Origin of the sequence: Mesorhizobium sp. M6A.T.Cr.TU.017.01.1.1, assembly GCF_004023115.1 — a bacterium.
Lineage (GTDB): Bacteria > Pseudomonadota > Alphaproteobacteria > Rhizobiales > Rhizobiaceae > Mesorhizobium > Mesorhizobium mediterraneum.
Genome location: NZ_RZTA01000013.1, coordinates 67,774 through 83,529, shown reverse-complemented (window position 1 = coordinate 83,529; position 15,756 = coordinate 67,774). Strand labels below are relative to the sequence as shown.

At 61.2% G+C, this 15,756-nt stretch carries 12 protein-coding genes; 4 read left to right on the top strand and 8 right to left on the bottom strand.

Annotated elements, in window-relative coordinates:
• The 3 genes from EOB36_RS06700 to EOB36_RS06690 all read right to left on the bottom strand — a co-directional run.
• Positions 1–523, bottom strand: a 523-nt coding sequence (locus EOB36_RS06700) for a DUF6597 domain-containing transcriptional factor (RefSeq protein ID WP_128284543.1), incomplete at its 3' end; no start/stop codon positions are given.
• A gap of 264 nt (positions 524–787) precedes the next feature.
• Positions 788–2,311 carry a glycosyltransferase family A protein gene (locus EOB36_RS06695; protein WP_128284542.1) on the bottom strand — a complete coding sequence of 508 codons (1,524 nt, stop codon included), beginning with the start codon at positions 2,309–2,311 and terminating at the stop codon, positions 788–790.
• Positions 2,308–5,511 carry a hypothetical protein gene (locus EOB36_RS06690; protein ID WP_128284541.1) on the bottom strand — a complete coding sequence of 1,068 codons (3,204 nt, stop codon included), beginning with the start codon at positions 5,509–5,511 and terminating at the stop codon, positions 2,308–2,310. The genes EOB36_RS06695 and EOB36_RS06690 overlap by 4 nt, the downstream gene beginning before the upstream one ends.
• A gap of 185 nt (positions 5,512–5,696) precedes the next feature.
• Between EOB36_RS06690 and EOB36_RS06685 the strand changes: the two genes are divergently transcribed.
• The 3 genes from EOB36_RS06685 to rimO all read left to right on the top strand — a co-directional run bounded on the left by EOB36_RS06685 (position 5,697) and on the right by rimO (position 8,475).
• Positions 5,697–6,104, top strand: a complete 408-nt coding sequence (locus EOB36_RS06685) for a DUF930 domain-containing protein (RefSeq protein ID WP_095486793.1) — start codon at positions 5,697–5,699, stop codon at positions 6,102–6,104.
• A 261-nt stretch (positions 6,105–6,365) separates the two neighbouring features.
• A complete protein-coding gene (locus EOB36_RS06680; RefSeq protein ID WP_095486794.1) occupies positions 6,366–7,025 on the top strand; it encodes a TerC family protein in 660 nt (219 codons plus the stop codon).
• Positions 7,026–7,161: 136 nt separating this feature from the next.
• Positions 7,162–8,475 carry a 30S ribosomal protein S12 methylthiotransferase RimO gene (rimO, locus tag EOB36_RS06675; RefSeq protein WP_127294917.1) on the top strand — a complete coding sequence of 438 codons (1,314 nt, stop codon included), beginning with the start codon at positions 7,162–7,164 and terminating at the stop codon, positions 8,473–8,475.
• A 129-nt stretch (positions 8,476–8,604) separates the two neighbouring features.
• Here the strand turns inward: rimO and EOB36_RS06670 are convergent, their stop codons facing one another.
• The gene (locus EOB36_RS06670; protein WP_206637143.1) at positions 8,605–9,609 is read right to left on the bottom strand and encodes a LysR family transcriptional regulator; all 1,005 of its coding nucleotides are present in this window, start codon (positions 9,607–9,609) and stop codon (positions 8,605–8,607) included.
• Between the two features lie 128 nt (positions 9,610–9,737).
• Between EOB36_RS06670 and EOB36_RS06665 the strand changes: the two genes are divergently transcribed.
• Positions 9,738–10,931, top strand: coding sequence for a beta-propeller fold lactonase family protein (locus EOB36_RS06665; RefSeq protein WP_164897465.1), 1,194 nt, complete (start codon positions 9,738–9,740; stop codon positions 10,929–10,931).
• A 96-nt stretch (positions 10,932–11,027) separates the two neighbouring features.
• On the opposite strand, the gene EOB36_RS06660 is transcribed toward EOB36_RS06665, so the two are convergent.
• Genes EOB36_RS06660 through EOB36_RS06645 form a run of 4 tightly spaced genes read right to left on the bottom strand, consistent with a single transcriptional unit; the run spans position 11,028 to position 15,753 of the window.
• The gene (locus tag EOB36_RS06660) at positions 11,028–12,095 is read right to left on the bottom strand and encodes a BMP family ABC transporter substrate-binding protein (protein ID WP_095486798.1); all 1,068 of its coding nucleotides are present in this window, start codon (positions 12,093–12,095) and stop codon (positions 11,028–11,030) included.
• A 51-nt stretch (positions 12,096–12,146) separates the two neighbouring features.
• Positions 12,147–13,067: an ABC transporter permease gene (locus EOB36_RS06655; protein ID WP_095486799.1), complete on the bottom strand. Its 921-nt coding sequence runs from the start codon at positions 13,065–13,067 to the stop codon at positions 12,147–12,149.
• The gene (locus tag EOB36_RS06650; RefSeq protein ID WP_127294915.1) at positions 13,067–14,179 is read right to left on the bottom strand and encodes an ABC transporter permease; all 1,113 of its coding nucleotides are present in this window, start codon (positions 14,177–14,179) and stop codon (positions 13,067–13,069) included. The genes EOB36_RS06655 and EOB36_RS06650 overlap by 1 nt, the downstream gene beginning before the upstream one ends.
• Positions 14,176–15,753 (bottom strand): ABC transporter ATP-binding protein, encoded by a 1,578-nt coding sequence (locus EOB36_RS06645; protein ID WP_164897464.1) that lies wholly within the window; start codon positions 15,751–15,753, stop codon positions 14,176–14,178. The genes EOB36_RS06650 and EOB36_RS06645 overlap by 4 nt, the downstream gene beginning before the upstream one ends.
• Positions 15,754–15,756 lie beyond the last annotated feature (3 nt).

Here is a 15,756-nt window from a genome sequence, read left to right as displayed (position 1 = left end):
CCGCCATGCCCGGACCGGCGGATTCCGTTTTCAGCGCGTTGAAGACAAATCCCATGTCCGGAGGCGGCGGCTCGACGTCGGGCGCAAGCCTGGAGAGTGCCGCTTGCATCGCCCGCACCCGCTCCGCCGTGGAGGATGCATCGCCAATTCTCTGGGCGATTTCGCGCGCCAGCGCTCCCAAGAAGTGGCTGAGCGCCACCCGGCCGCCAACGATCTCCGACATCGGCGGGCCGAGCCATCGGCTTGCCGCACCCGGTCGGAAGCGGGCGCCGATCACAGTAGAGCCGGGTGTCAGCGTAGAGAGGGCAACGGCCACGTCGGGGCCTGCTACGACCAGATCGCCGTCGATCCAGGTGATGTCGACGCAGCCGTCGGGAACCACGGCCGATAAGCTCCCCGCGTCCGGTCGCAATGTATTGGACCAGACACACTGGAAATGCCCTTCGAGTGCGGCCGGAGGATTAAACTCGCGGTATTCCCCGATTGCCCCGGAAAGGACGGGTGTGTTGTCGTCGGGCGTCACGCGCCTCTCCTGTGAGGAACACTTTCGCAGGCATCGTACTCTTCGGTCCCGAAATCTATTGCGATGGCGGCTTGCTTCAACCCCTGTTGTCGTTCTCAATCAAGCTCCGTCTGGTGTGATGCCACGTCAGGAAGAACCAGGCAGTTGTTGAGTATTCCACCAAGAGATCGTGGAATGGCCGGCATGACCACGGAAGCGGTCGCAAGCCGAGGTCCGAGACGCCCGCGCTCGGCTCGCGCCGTCTTGAGTCTCGCACCGGGACGTTTACCCCTTTACGAGAACAGCCTTTCCATCAGTCGTCGCATCTTTGAGGGGGCCGAGAGTGGAAAAGTACCAATCAGGCCCCACCCTGGACAGTGCCGCCAGGGGATTCTTTCCGGAAGTCCGGTATAAGCTCGGGTCCCGAAGCACACGCTGGAAATCAAAGTCGGCTGCGAGCAGAGCTTTCAGCAACAACTGCTGACGATCCAGCCGCAAGAGGTCCGACCCGCTGCGATTGATCATGCTCCGCGCCCCTATCCACTGGTGAAGTCGCTCGCCTGAAAGAAGCTCTTCTGGGGGACGGAACGAGATGGCCTTGCGTCCCTCCTCGATCGGGCGCGTAGGATGCAAGGGATACCAGAAGTCGAGAGGTTCGCTCACTGGCACAGTGACGCTGACCGCCTCGAGCGCAGCCTCGGTCGCGGCGCGCCTGACACACAGTAGGCTCTCAGCTCGAAACCCCAGTTCTCGAACCGCTTTCAGGAGAAGATCGCCGCCACCGGTCGCAAATGCCGCATTGATGCGATCGTTGAGGCTGGGTACCCAAAGATCACGAGGAATCCAAGTGAGATGCCTGTAGGTCGGATCGACAACTACCACGATATCCGTGTTCGCTTGCCAGTCATCCCGGTCGAGGATTGCCACTACCGTCATGCGCGCGGCACCTGATCCGCCCGCCCGCGCCAGTTCGCGCTGACCTCTGTCGACGCCGCGCTCGTAGGCGAAGGTGCACGCCAGGACGAGCGGCCATGATGCGACAACGAACAGGCGATCCAGCCCTCGAACCGATCTGAAAGAAAGCGGCGCGATGAGCATGAACCGGCTGAAGCCTCGCCTCAGCAGCGAGCTCTCGTCGAGTGCAGGCCAGTGGATTGCGGCGCGCTTGCCGCGGGCGAGCTGATCCTGGATCATCTGCCGGAAGCTGGTTGGGTTCAGGTGCGATGCCTGAACCGAAGGGGCCCAGACCGGACGATCGGCACGCTTCATCCGGCGGTGGAACTCCGTATCCTCCCCGACCCGAAGGTCCTCCCGGAACCCGCCATATTTTTCGAAGAGCGTTCGGGCATAGCTTGCGCCGTAGCGGAGCGCCTTCCTCTTGGGCACACCGGGCATCCGGCGAACCAAAACCGAGAGATGGCTTGCCCATGCATAGAGGTTCCGCGGATGGCTGTTGACCAAGGCCGAGGCTACGGAGTTGCGGCCTTTCTTGTGAAGCAGGAGCCGGTTGGCCGCCCAGCCCGGACTGGCGACGAGATCGGAGGCTAGAAATGCGACCCAGGGTGCGCGAGTGGATCTGATGCCAACGTTTCGCGCGGCCCCTGGCCACAGCAGTTGCGGGGTGGAAATGACGCTGATACCGGAGGCTTCACTCGAAAGAACGGAGCGGGGATTGCCTCCGCCTGAGTTGACGACGACGATCTCGAGCGGAATTGGTTGCGCCAGCAGCGAGTCCACTGCCGTCTTCAATTCCACCGGTGCACCAACGGAAAGGACCACCACGGCAAGTTCGGGAGATGCCTCGCTCAAGCGGGATTTCCAAGCAACAACTTTGCCGAGGTATCGAGCGGCAGCAACCGGGCGAATCGGGAATGCTCCGACGCTAGATCCCGGACCTGTTCCGCCACACCGGCAGGACTCCTGTAGGTCACGATATCCGCGACGCTGCGCGTGTCGTATCCGCACCAGAAATCCGCCGCACTTCCGATGTCGATGGCAATACCCCCCGCTTGCCTGATCCACATGCAGTAGATTTTACCCAGCATGCCGGCTGAAATGAGAAAAACACGACCGCGCAGCTGTCCCGACAATCGATCCCTCAGCCTTGTGAAGGCGTGTGGATAGTGTGCATCGCCGGCTATGCTGGCGAAGCCTGCGGCGTATTTGTGTTCCGGCGGAACCAGGTGGACGGTCTCGATAGTTATCCCGTGTCGCTGCGCCAGAACGCCGCCGAGCTTGGCATGACATGTGATCAGGGACACGGCTCCAAGCCTGGGGAGCAGCAGGTCCCAAATTCCCCAGAAGGATAGGGATTGGTGGATATGGCAGGAGGTCAGCACGGCTTGCTTGTTGGTGTTTCCGGCAGCGAAATCGATCGATGCAAGGAGGCCGCGGGCATTTCTACCGCCGTCTCCCAACGCCTCCAGGGAGTTGCTCAAAATACCGCGACTAGTGCGATCGAGATCAGGAAGCCCAACGACATCGGCGGAACGTATCGCTTCTTTCAGCTGCCACTCCAGCGCGTCATCCACTTGGGCAGCGCGCCCCCACCAGGTCTGCTGGGTCGCTTCCCTGTCCGTCTCGCGAAACACCTCCAGTTCGGGTCTGTAGGGAAGCATGCACCCTTCCCCATCGCCCAACCTGATCAGCGAAAGAGGCTTCAGTTCATCGAATGCCTCAGCAATGCACGTTGCAACTTCAAGTGCTTCATTCAGGACGAAGGAGGGATCTGGGAAGAAGTCCGTATGCCCAGAACGAAGCCGGACAAAAATCCCGCAGATGTCGCGAACTGCATCTCGTCGATTTTCAGCCCCCACCGATCCCGGGCTGTGCGCGAGATGATCCCGAACCAGTTGCTCAATGTGAGGCCCCTGATCGAAGGCGCTTTCAGATGAGGAAACCAGACAATTAAGGGAGCGCAGTCTCGTACGCTGAAAAATTGCAGACAGCCTCAGCAATTCCCCCGCTACGGTATGGGGAGCTTCCGCGTCTACGCGATCCAAAACGACGTTCGCGAGACCAGCCCCGCCGACCTCCCAGGCTGCACTCACCATCGGCGACAGGAGTTCAGGCGAGAACTCGTCGATACTCCCGTGCTCCCAAGTCTGCCGCAAGCATTCACCGGCCTCAAAGTACCGGTGCGCCTGTATAAGGCAGTTGATCCGAAGCTTCTTGCGGGCTGCCTCCTTACCCGCGCGGCTGCGGTCAAGCACTTCCAGTGCCTCATTTGCCCGGCCGAGCCTTCCCAGCACGCCTAGATAGGAATGCAGCAGCTGCCAATTCCCGAGGAGCAGCGCTTCGTTCGTGCCTAAAAGCTGGCCCATTGTGGCCCAGTCGTGCGTGGCTTCCAGAAGTGGCATCGAGGCAAGCAGGTAAGCAAGTGGCGAGCTCCCCGCTTCCAACTCCTTGACGATCTTCTCAGCCTCGGCAATTCGCTGTAGCCGCACAAGCAACAGAACCTTGCGCCGCATTGCGTCGGGGTCGCTCAATGTCTTCCATATGACATCCTGCATTTGCAGTGCGAGTGGCCAGTCGCCGCGTTCGGAAGCGATCCGCTCCAGGCCCCGATATCCGGCGATTTCCGCCGGAAAGCGTTCGCACAGCAGGCCAAAAACCGCTTCGGCTTCCGCCAGCCTTCCAAGTTTCAGCAGGGCCGCGGCATGTCCGGCGAGTGCCTTGCGGCCAGGCGCGAGCCTGCTTGCCGCCGCCCAAGCCTCCGCCGCGATACCCCAGTGGCCCAGCTTCTCTGCCGAACGGGCTGCTCCTTCATGTCCGCCTGGAAAGTCTGGATTGCGGCTGCGAAGCTCCTCGAACACCAGCTCGGCCTCGCCGTAGCGGCCGAGCATGAATAGGGCCGTGGCCCGCCTATGCAGATATCTCTTTCGCTTGCCTGGGAGAATACGGGCGGCGACTGTCCAAAGCGCAAGCGACCTCGCCCAACGTTGCTTCTCCGACGTCGACAGGACAGTCTCTGGTCGATGATGGCCCTGGTGGTCGGCCTGTACCGCCCAAATGACCCGGGAACGCCCTGCACCATGCTCGCCGGAATCACCGCCGGTTCGCGCCATCTCTCGTTCGACCGCTGGAAAAATATGTCTCCATGCGGTTCCGTCGGACATCTCACGCGGCGTCCACTGACTGTAACAGAGGTCGCGCATGAACTGCTCCCGCTCCGGTTGCTTCGGATGCTCGATATCATCGAGACTGTTGGAACAAAGGCGGTATGCAAGGCTCGCCGGAGATAGACATATCGGCGGGACGCCCGCGATCAACGCATCGATTGCGGCACCGGATGACAAGGTTACGCACACCCACGCATTTGCCACCTCGTCAGCGAACGGCCGCCTGCCGCGCGAGATGGTGACCCTGGGCACGGTCGAGCAAGCATCGACAACGGCTTCTTGATCTCGCCATCGCGTGCTGGGGTGCAGCCGGATCAGGATTGAACGATCGCTGATCTTCCTGATCGCCGCCGCGGTCTCGTGTAGCCACCTCACCATGTCGATGCCCCGTAGCGAGGCATCCTTGGGCACCTGACCGACCAGGAGTATGTAATCTCCCTCGGCCCGGTAGGGCTTCAGCCTGATCCCAAATTCGGCCTTTGCCCTTTCCCAGCGATCCGGCGGGCTGTTTTCTGCACAAAAATCGGCGTCGTCGCCCAACGCTCCGCCTACGGCCACGCGGCAGTACGGGTGCACTTGCCGCGGGCGCAGCGGCCGCCGGCGCAACGCTGCGAGCCAACCGGGCAGGCGCTGATTGAAACTCCGGCCGATCAGCGAGCTTTCGATGACGACGATGGGTCCGTTGTGTTCCCGATAGATGGCGTTCCTGAGACGCCCCTGCTGGGAGCGTCGAGGCGGATTGGCAAGCCCATACATCACCGCGACGTCGCAAGGTTTATACTTCCAACCAGGCGTAACCGTTACCTGCATGCCTTCCACGCGGAACATGGAAATATCCATGAAGCTGACACTGTCCGTGAAAATGCGCGCATGCATTTGTGTCTTCACCGCATTTCTTCCAGCGCGCGGACGAACGTCTGCGGCATCCTAGCGGCCAAAGGCCGACTCTGCGTGTTCATATGATTGCCCCTCTCGGCGAACTCTAAGCGGTGGAGGCGGTCACGACAACCGCCAATGGAGTCGGGAAAGTCCGCGGCGAAAGGTGACCGTCCGGTTGATTTCTCCGCCCAAATATGATGCTCCTCCCGCCCATGAAGAAGCTCTGTCTTACGGTTCTGGCGTCGGTGACGCTGGCGTGGCCGGCTAACGCGATGGATAGCGCATTGCGCACCGGCTTGTTGAAGCTCGACCCGCAAACCCGGCTCGAACAGCGATGCGATGCTGAAGTGCTCGACCGGATCACCCATGATGACCACAAATACAAAGCCGATCGCGTGGTCGCCTACGCTTTTGCGACGCCCGAAATGGAGACCGACGCAATCACAAGCCCTGGGGCTGCCTTTCGCAGCAAGGGACAATGGTACCGGCTGAAATTCAAATGCCGGACGGCGCCGGATCATATGCAGGTTCTGGATTTTCGCTATCGGATCGGCGAGGAGATTCCGGAAACCGATTGGTCGGAATACAACCTCTATAATTAGAGCGTCGCGCGTCCGACTGGACGCGCAAAGGACGCTCCAGCAGTTTGAATCGGCGCATAATCCTTTTCGGAGACCGAATTCCGGTTTCCGGGTCATGCGCCAGCGTATCTAGCTTTCACCGGCTGCTGGCGATTTCCGCCGCGATCAGGCGGTTTGCCGGCCTTGTCCTCAAGCGATCTCTTGACGCGCGGGAACCATACACGTTAGGCGTCCGAATACTCGGCGCCGACGATCGACAAACAAGCAAGGAACTTCCAGTTGATGGAAATTTTTACCGCCGCAGGCTTCTCCGCCCTGCTCCAGGTTATCGCCATCGACCTCGTACTTGCAGGCGACAACGCCATCGTCATCGGCCTTGCCGCGGCCGGCCTGCCGGCCGAGCAGCGCAAGAAGGCCATCCTCATCGGCGTGCTGGCCGCGACCGTGCTGCGCATATGTTTTGCAGCAGTAACCGTTCAACTGCTCTTGATCGTCGGTCTGCTGCTGGCCGGTGGTATCCTGCTTTTGTGGGTTTGCTGGAAGATGTGGCGCGAACTGCGCACCTCCCATGCCGACGAGCTGGAAGCGACCGAGGCGCTGTCAAATGCCGATCTCGACAAGGACGATGCCGTGGCTGGCAAGTCGCCGCGCAAGACGCTGGGCCAGGCCGCACTGCAGATCGTCGTCGCCGACGTGTCGATGTCGCTCGACAATGTGCTGGCGGTCGCTGGTGCGGCGCGCGATCATTTCTCCGTGCTGATCATCGGCCTCGTTCTCTCGATCGCGCTGATGGGTCTGGCCGCGACCTTTATCGCCAAGCTGCTGCACCGCCACCGCTGGATTGCCTATATCGGCCTGCTGATCATTCTGTATGTCGCGCTCGACATGGTCTATCGAGGCGCGCTGGAAGTCTGGCCGCATGTGAACAACGCGGTGAGCTGACGCCGCCTGTCCCGCCGTTTCCGTCGTCGGCACCGATACATTCATCGTGCGTTTCGTCGCGGTTGCCGCGGGCCCATACCAATGCCGCAATAAGTGTGGTACTGCGCCGCCAATCCTGAAAAGCCGGAAAACCTCTATGTCTGCCCCTCGCGTCAGTTTCGTCAGCCTTGGATGCCCGAAAGCGCTCGTTGATTCAGAGCGCATCATCACGCGCCTTCGCGCCGAAGGCTACGAAATCGCGCGCAAGCATGACGGCGCCGATCTGGTCGTCGTCAACACCTGCGGCTTTCTCGACTCGGCACGCGACGAATCGCTCAATGCCATCGGCTCCGCCCTTTCGGAGAACGGCAGGGTCATCGTCACCGGTTGTCTCGGCGCCGAACCGGACGTCATCCGCGAAAGACACCCAAACGTTCTCGCCATCACTGGTCCGCAGGCCTACGAGAGCGTGATGGCTGCCGTGCATGAGGCCGCGCCGCCGAGCCACGATCCTTATGTCGACCTTTTGCCGCCGCAAGGCGTCAAGCTCACGCCGCGCCACTATGCCTATCTCAAGATTTCGGAAGGCTGCAACAATCGCTGCACCTTCTGCATCATCCCCGCGCTGCGCGGCGATCTCGTCTCGCGGCCGGCGGCCGACGTGTTGCGCGAAGCCGAGAAACTGGCCAAGGCCGGCGTCAAGGAGATCCTGGTCATTTCGCAGGACACCAGCGCCTATGGCATCGACATCAAATACCAGACCAGCATGTTCGGCGATCGCGAAGTGCGGGCAAAGTTCCTCGATCTGTCGGAGGAACTCGGCAAGCTCGGCATCTGGGTGCGCATGCACTATGTCTACCCCTACCCGCATGTTGCCGATGTCATCCCGCTGATGGCCGAAGGAAAGATCCTTCCCTATCTGGACATCCCGTTCCAGCACGCCTCGCCGCAGGTGCTGAAGAACATGCGCCGGCCCGCCCATGGTGAAAGGACCCTCGATCGCATTCGCGGCTGGCGCGAAATCTGTCCGGATCTGGCCATCCGCTCCACCTTTATCGTCGGCTTCCCCGGCGAGACGGACGACGATTTCGAAATGCTGCTCGACTGGCTGGACGAAGCCAAGATCGACCGCGCCGGCTGTTTCAAATACGAGCCGGTCCGAGGCGCCCGATCCAACGACCTCGGCCTCGAACAGGTGCCGCAGGAGATCAAGGAAGCGCGTTGGCACCGCTTCATGCAGCGCCAGCAGAAGATCTCGGCGACGCAGCTCGCCAGGAAGGTCGGCAAGCGCCTGCCTGTCCTGATCGATAAGGCGCACGGCACCTCGGCGAAGGGCCGCACCAAATATGACGCGCCCGAAATCGACGGCTCGGTGCATATCCAGTCGCGGCGCCCGTTGCGCGCCGGTGACATCGTCACCGTCAAGATCGACCGCGCCGACGCCTACGATCTCTATGGCTCGGCGGTTTGATAGCTGGGCGGGGTGAAGACCTCTCCTGCTAGAGCATTTTGCAGCCAAACGTCTTCGTTTGGCGGCCGACAAAAGGCGTTAAAATAAAGAGTTAGAGCGCGGTTTTGGTTCGACCAAACACAAAGGGCTCTAGGACGTGACCGTTTCGCTTACACGGATAAGCATCCGCCTGAGCCAGGCGTGACCGGGATCGCTGTCGTTCCTCCGATGCCACAGCAGAGTTTCCTGATAACCGAAATAGTCGAAGGGCAGCGGAAAAGAGCGCACGCGCGGCCAATTCGTAAGCCAGATCACGTTTGCCGACAAGGTGCAGATCATGTCCGTCTCGGCGATGATCGCCGGCACGGCGAGCGCATAAGGCAGGCTCATTGCAACGGTCCGCTTCAGGCCGCGGTCGTCCAGCAGACGATCGATGTAGCCCTTCAGATCGCCGACATGAGTGACCAGCAAGTGCGGATACTTCAGAAAGAGCTCGAGCGTCAGCGCGTCGCGGATCTCAGGATGCTCGGCCGAGACGATCGATATCCAGTTCACTTGGAAGAGCGATGCACGTTTGATCGTCGTCGGCGCATCGGGCAGGATGGTGATCGCAAGGTCTATCGAGCCCTTCTCGAGACAATCAACGATCTCCTGGCGATGTAAGCTGCGCAAGACGATCGAAACTCTAGGCGCGGCTGAACGAAGCACCGGCATCAGTCTGGGCATCAAAGTCGCCGCGATGTGATCGGTGGTCGCGATCCTGAAGATGCGACCCGATCGCTCCGGCGAGAACTGGCCGAATCCTCCCAACGCATCCTGGATCTGGCGTAGCGCGGCCCGGATCGGATCGGCGAGATCGAGCGCCTTTTCGGTCGGCCGCACGCCATCGGCATGACGACCGAAGAGATCATCGGCGAAAAGCCGACGCAGATGGGCGAGGCGCTTGCTCATCGCAGGCTGGCTGAGCCCGATGCGGGCTGCCGCCGCGCTCACGCTCCCTTCACTGAGGAGGGCGTCGAAGGCGACAAGCAGGTTCAGATCGACGGCAGCTAGATTCACACTGGGCCTCCGACAGTTTATTACTGAAGGGAATATTGAGATGTCAAATATCGATTGGACGACTGAAAGCGAACCCGGAAGATAGGCGCCTTCCAATAGATATGGAGACATGGATGCGACGCTGTTCTCTCGCTGCTATCGTTCTATTCCTGATGCCGAGCCTCTCAAGTGCTCAGCCGGCCGAAGGTCACGGAGGGGCCGTCTTCGTGTTGTCGGATCTCGATATGGTGCCGACCGTCTACGAGACGGGCGAGCTCGGGCCTCCAGACCCTCACTATCTGGATACGCTGTCCATCATCACCTCGCCGACGGAGCGGTCTCGCTCTGTCGCGATGATGGAGGTTTCGAATTCAACCTATGGGCCGCCCGGAGCACTAGACGTCTCCCTGGATGGCCGGTTCGTTTTCGTCGCCGAAACTTTCCGTCAACGGCCCGAACGGGCGACCCGCCTCGACGAGTTGCAGCAAGGCGACACGATCAGATCGCTCCGGCTCGATGGCGGCCACTCGTCGGCGGTCGACAGCGTGAGGATCGGAATCCAGCCGCAGGCGATTCATCTCAATCCTGCAGGCGATCTTATCGCCGCGATCACTGTCGACGCCGAACACGAACTCACTTTCGTACCGGTCAGGGAGGGTCGGTTCGGGCCCGTATCCAGCTTCGGTCTCGATCTTGAGCCGTCAACGGGTTTCATTCCATTGAAGGCGACCTGGGTGCAGTGGCATCCAAGCGGCCGGTATATTGGGGTCAATCTCGTCGACCGTGGTCAGGTTGCCTTCTATGAGGTGCTGCGCGGAAAGGACGGGGCGGTTTCTGCTATTCGTCCCTGGGGCAATCGCGTCCAGACGAACAAGTTCCCCTTTATCGGCCGCTTTTCGCCCGACGGCCGCTACTACATCACCTCCGATGTTCAGTGGGGAATCGATACAACTGGCTTCTATGGCGTTCAGGAGGGCATTCTCACCACAGTCCGGCTTGCCGATGTCGGCGCGACGGGCGACGCGGCAAGGCACACCGTGCCTCACATCGCGCTTGGTGGCTGGGGCGCCGAGACGATCGCCTTCAGCCCTGACGGCCGCTTTCTTGTCACGTCCAATCTTCGCGGCACCGGCAAGCCAGACGGCTCGCGCGACTGGACGGAGCACGCGTCGCTCAGCCTCTATCAGCTGGACACTGAAACAGGACGGCTGTCACCGCACGGCGAATGGCCGCTCGAAGGTGTGCTGCCGCAAGGACTCGCTTTTGATCGCACGGGACAAAAGCTCTTCGTCGGCGTGAACCGTTACCGCAATGACGAAGCGCCCCTTGGCGGCGCCGTCGAGATATGGCAGATCACGACGGAAGGGCGCCCGGCGCTCGCTCCCACATCGGATCGCATCAGGCTGCCCGCGGGCGTCCATACGATAATCGCCCGCTGAACTTTCGTGAGTGGGACTCGCAGTCGGGCAGGTTAACCTTCGAAACTCTGCGCATGAAAAGAGGACGCCCGAAGGCGCCCTCCCCAGTGCTTGCGCTTACTGCGGCAGCTTGTCATCGACGCCTTTGACGTAGAAGTTCATGCCGAGCAGCGTAGCGTCGTCGGCGACTTCGCCGTCCTTGAGCCATGGCGTGCCGTCCTGCTTGGCAATCGGCCCGGTGAAGGGGTTCCAGCCCTCGACGATCTTCTTCTCGGTGGCTTGCGCCATCGCCTTCACGTCATCGGGCATATTGGTGTAAGCCGCCATTTTAACGGCGCCGTCCTTGATGCCCAGCCAGACGTTGCCGGGCTTCCATGTGCCGTCGAGCACGGCCTTCACCCGGCTGATATAATAGGGTCCCCAATCGTCGACGATCGAGGTCAACTGCGCCTTGGGAGCGAACTTGATCATGTCCGAAGACTGGCCGAACCCCTGCAGGCCGCGCTCTTCGGCGACTTGCAGGGCAGCGGTCGAGTCGGTGTGCTGGACAATGATGTCGGCACCCTGGTCGAACAGAGCCTTGGCGGCATCGGCTTCCTTGCCCGGATCGAACCATGAATTGACCCAGACGATCTTCGCCTTGAAGTCCGGGTTGACCGACTGGGCGCCAAGCATGAAGGAATTGATGCCCATAACCACTTCGGGGATCGGGAACGAAACGATGTAGCCGGCGACGCCCGACTTCGACTGCTTGGCGGCGATCTGGCCGAGGATGTAGCGGCCTTCATAGAAGCGCGCATTGTAGATGCCGAGATTGTCCGACGTCTTGTAGCCGGTCGCGTGCTCGAACTTAACGTCGGGGAATTTCTTGGCGACCTTCACTTCGGGGTCCATGAAGCCGAAGGAAGTGCCGAAGATGATCTTGCATCCTTCGCGCGCCAGACGCTCGAAAGCACGATCGGCATCGGGACCCTCGGAGACGTTCTCCAGGTATGCGGTCTCGACCTTGTCGCCGAGCGCCTTCTCTACGTCCAGGCGGCCCTGGTCATGCTGGTACGAATAGCCGAAATCACCGATCGGGCCGGTATAGACCCAACAGGCTTTCAGCTTTTCCTGTGCTTCGGCGGTCGCCGCCAGCGACAATGCTGCCGCCGTGGCCATCAGCGCAATAAGCAGTTTTTTCATCGTGTTACCTCTCTGAGTTAAGCCCTGGAGCTTCCCGGCTGTCTTTTATTATCAACGATCCGGAACGAATGGCTGCCCCAAGGAAGCCGGTGTGTTCATCATCGTCAAACGCTTGTTGCGCGAGATTAGAACGAGAACCACGATGGTTGCCAGATAGGGCAACGAAGAAAGCAGTTGCGAAGGAACCGGAATGCCAAAAGCCTGTGCATGAAGCTGGCCGATCCATACCGCGCCGAAGATATAGGCGCCGGCCAGCACCCGCCATGGCCGCCATGATGCGAACACGACCAGCGCCAGCGCGATCCAGCCGCGCCCGGCGGTCATGTTCTCTACCCATTGCGGCGTATAGACCAACGACAGGTGGCCCCCGGCAAGGCCTGCACAGGCGCCGCCGAAGATCACTGAGAGATAGCGGTAGCGGATGACCTGGATGCCAAGTGCATGGGCCGATGTGTGGCTGTCGCCGATCGAGCGCAGCGTGAGTCCGGTGCGGGTCTTGAACAGGAACCACATGACGGCGGCGGTCAATGCGATCGAGATGTAGAAGATCGGGTCCTGGCCGAACAACAACCTGCCGATGACCGGGATCGCTGTCAGGCCGGGAATGTCGAGGTTTGGCAGCCTCGCGCCGGGCTGGCCGACAAAGCTGGTGCCCATCATGCCGGAAAGGCCGAGGCCGAGCAATGTCAGCGACAGACCGGTCGCCACCTGGTTGGTGGCCAGCGACAGCGTCATGACGGCGAACAGCAGCGAAAACACCGCACCCAAGGCGATCGCCGCCAACAACCCGATCCACGGCGATCCGGTGAGATAGCCGGCGCCGAAACCGCCGACCGCCCCCATGATCATCATGCCTTCGACACCGAGATTGAGCACGCCGGAACGTTCGACCACCAGCTCGCCGATCGCCGCGATCAGCAAAGGCGTCGCCGCGGTTGCGATGGTCAAAAGAATGTTGACGGTGATGTCCATCAGCGGGCCTCCTCCAGCTTCGGTGCGGATTCAAGCTTCGGCGCGGCAAAGCCAATCAGACGAATGCGGTAGTGAATGAGCGTGTCGCAGCCGAGCACGAAGAACAGAAGCATGCCCTGGAACACGCGCGCCACCTTGTCGGAGATGCCGAGCGCGCTTTGCACCGCCTCGCCGCCGAGATAGGTCAGCGCCAGCACCAGGCCCGCCGCGACGATGCCTAGTGGATTGAGCCGGCCGAGGAACGCCACGATGATGGCGGTGAAGCCGTAGCCGGGCGAAATGACCGGCTGCAACTGGCCGATGGCGCCGGAGACTTCCGAGATGCCGGCAAGTCCGGCCAGCGCACCCGACAGCATGAAGGCGAAGAACACCATCCGGTTGATGCCGAAGCCAGCGAAGCGCCCTGCCCTGGGACTTGAGCCGAGCACGCGGACCTCGAAGCCTTTCAGCATGCGGCTCATCAGGATCCAGACCAGCACCGCCGCGACCAGCGCAAAGACGAAACCCCAATTGGCGCGGCCAGAGGCCGGCATCAGTTCCGGCAAGATGGCCGAGTCGTTGAACTGTATCGTCTGCGGGAAATTGAAACCCTTCGGATCGCGCCAGGGACCACGCACCAGCCAGTCGAGGAAGAGCTGCGCGACATAGACCAGCATCAGGCTGGTCAGGATCTCGTTGGTGTTGAAGCGCGTCTTGAGCAGAGCCGGAATGGCGGCGTAGGCCGCACCACCGATCATGCCGAACAGCAGCATCAGCGGCAGCACCAGCGGACCTTCAAACTGCGGAAATAGCACTGGAATGCTTGAGCCAACGATGCCGCCCAGGATGAATTGGCCTTCCGCGCCGATATTCCAGATGTTGGCCCTGTAGCAAACCGACAGGCCAACCCCGATCAGGATGAGCGGTGCCGCCTTGATCGCCAGCTCATGCAGCTGCCAGACCTGACTGACCGGCTCGAGGAAGTAAATTTGGAACGCCTTCAAAGGATTAACGCCAAGCAGCGCGAACAAGATGGCGCCGGCAATGATCGTCAACACGAATGCAATGAAGGGCGACAGCGCCGAGAACAGCATCGAGCGCTGTGGCCGTTTGACGAGTTCGAGGCGCATCATGACGTCTCCAGAGCGTGTTCGGCGTGGCCGGGCTCGGCCCCGCCCATCAGCAGTCCTATCTTTTCGAACGTGGCCTCAGCGATCAGCAAAGGCTTCGACAATTCGCCATTGTGCATCACCGCGATCGCGTCGGATATTTCGAACAATTCGTCGAGATCCTGGCTGATGACCAGCACTGCCGAGCCGCTGCGCGCCAGTTCGATCAGCGTCTGGCGAATGTGGGCGGCAGCACCGGCGTCGACGCCCCATGTCGGCTGATTGACGACCATCACGCTTGGCCTGCGGTCGAGTTCACGGCCGACGATGAATTTCTGCAGATTGCCGCCTGAAAGCGCTGCCGCCTCTGGATCCGGAGCGCTCTTGCGCACATCCATCGCTTTGATGATGCGCTGGGCAGCGGCATAGATCGCGTCGCTTTTGACCATTCCACCGGCGCCGACAAACACCTTTCCATCGGTGGCATGGCGCGACAGAAGCAGGTTTTCCGAGAGCTTCATTCGCGGCGCCGCACCGTGGCCGAGCCGCTCTTCCGGCACGAAGGCAGCGCCCATCAACCGCCTGCCGGTGATGCTGAGGCCGCCGGCATCCTTGCCGCGGATGCGCACCGAAGCGGCATCCTGCTGCGGCGCCTCGCCGGAAACGGATTCGAAGAACTCGCCCTGGCCGTTGCCGGCGACGCCTGCAATGCCGATCACTTCGCCGGCGCGCACCGTCAAGTTGATGTTCCTGAGCGGGATCGAGAACGGCGTTGCCGGCTTGCGGCTGAGCGCGCGGATTTCAAGCAGCGGCTGCGCGGTCTCGATACCCTGGGCCGGCGCGCGCACCACGGCCTGCACGTCGTTGCCGACCATCATGCGCGCCAGTGATGCTGCGGTTTCCTTGCGCGGGTTGCAATGGCCAACCACCTTGCCGTGGCGCAGCACGGTGGCGCGGTCGCAGATGCGCTTGACCTCTTCAAGGCGGTGCGAAATGTAGAGGATGGACTTTCCTTCCGAGCGCAGCCGTTCGAGCGTCTCGAACAGTTTGTCGGCTTCCTGCGGCGTCAGCACCGAAGTCGGCTCGTCGAGGATGATGAGCTGCGGCGTCTGCAGAAGGCAGCGGATGATCTCGATACGCTGGCGCTCACCGACAGACAGGTCGCCGACCAGCGATTGCGGGTCGAGCGGCAGGCCATAGCTGTAGGAAAGCGCCCTCGCCTTCGCGGCAATCGTGCTGATCGGCGAACCGTCGTCCAATGACAGGGCGATGTTCTCGGCCGCCGTCAGTGCCTCGAACAGCGAAAAATGCTGGAACACCATGCCGATGCCAAGCTTCTTCGCAAAGCCGGGATTAGTGATCGTGACCGCCTGACCGTTCCAGAAAATCTCGCCCGAATTGGGCTCCAGTGTTCCGAACAGCATTTTTACGAGCGTCGACTTGCCGGCGCCGTTCTCGCCGAGCAGCGCGTGGATTTCGCCTTTCGCGACGTTGAGATCGACATGGTCGCACGCTGTCAGCGTGCCGAACGTCTTGGTGAGGCCACGAACCTCAAGCAAGGTTGCGCCGTCCTGATTTGCACTCACAGTGCCTCCCATCTG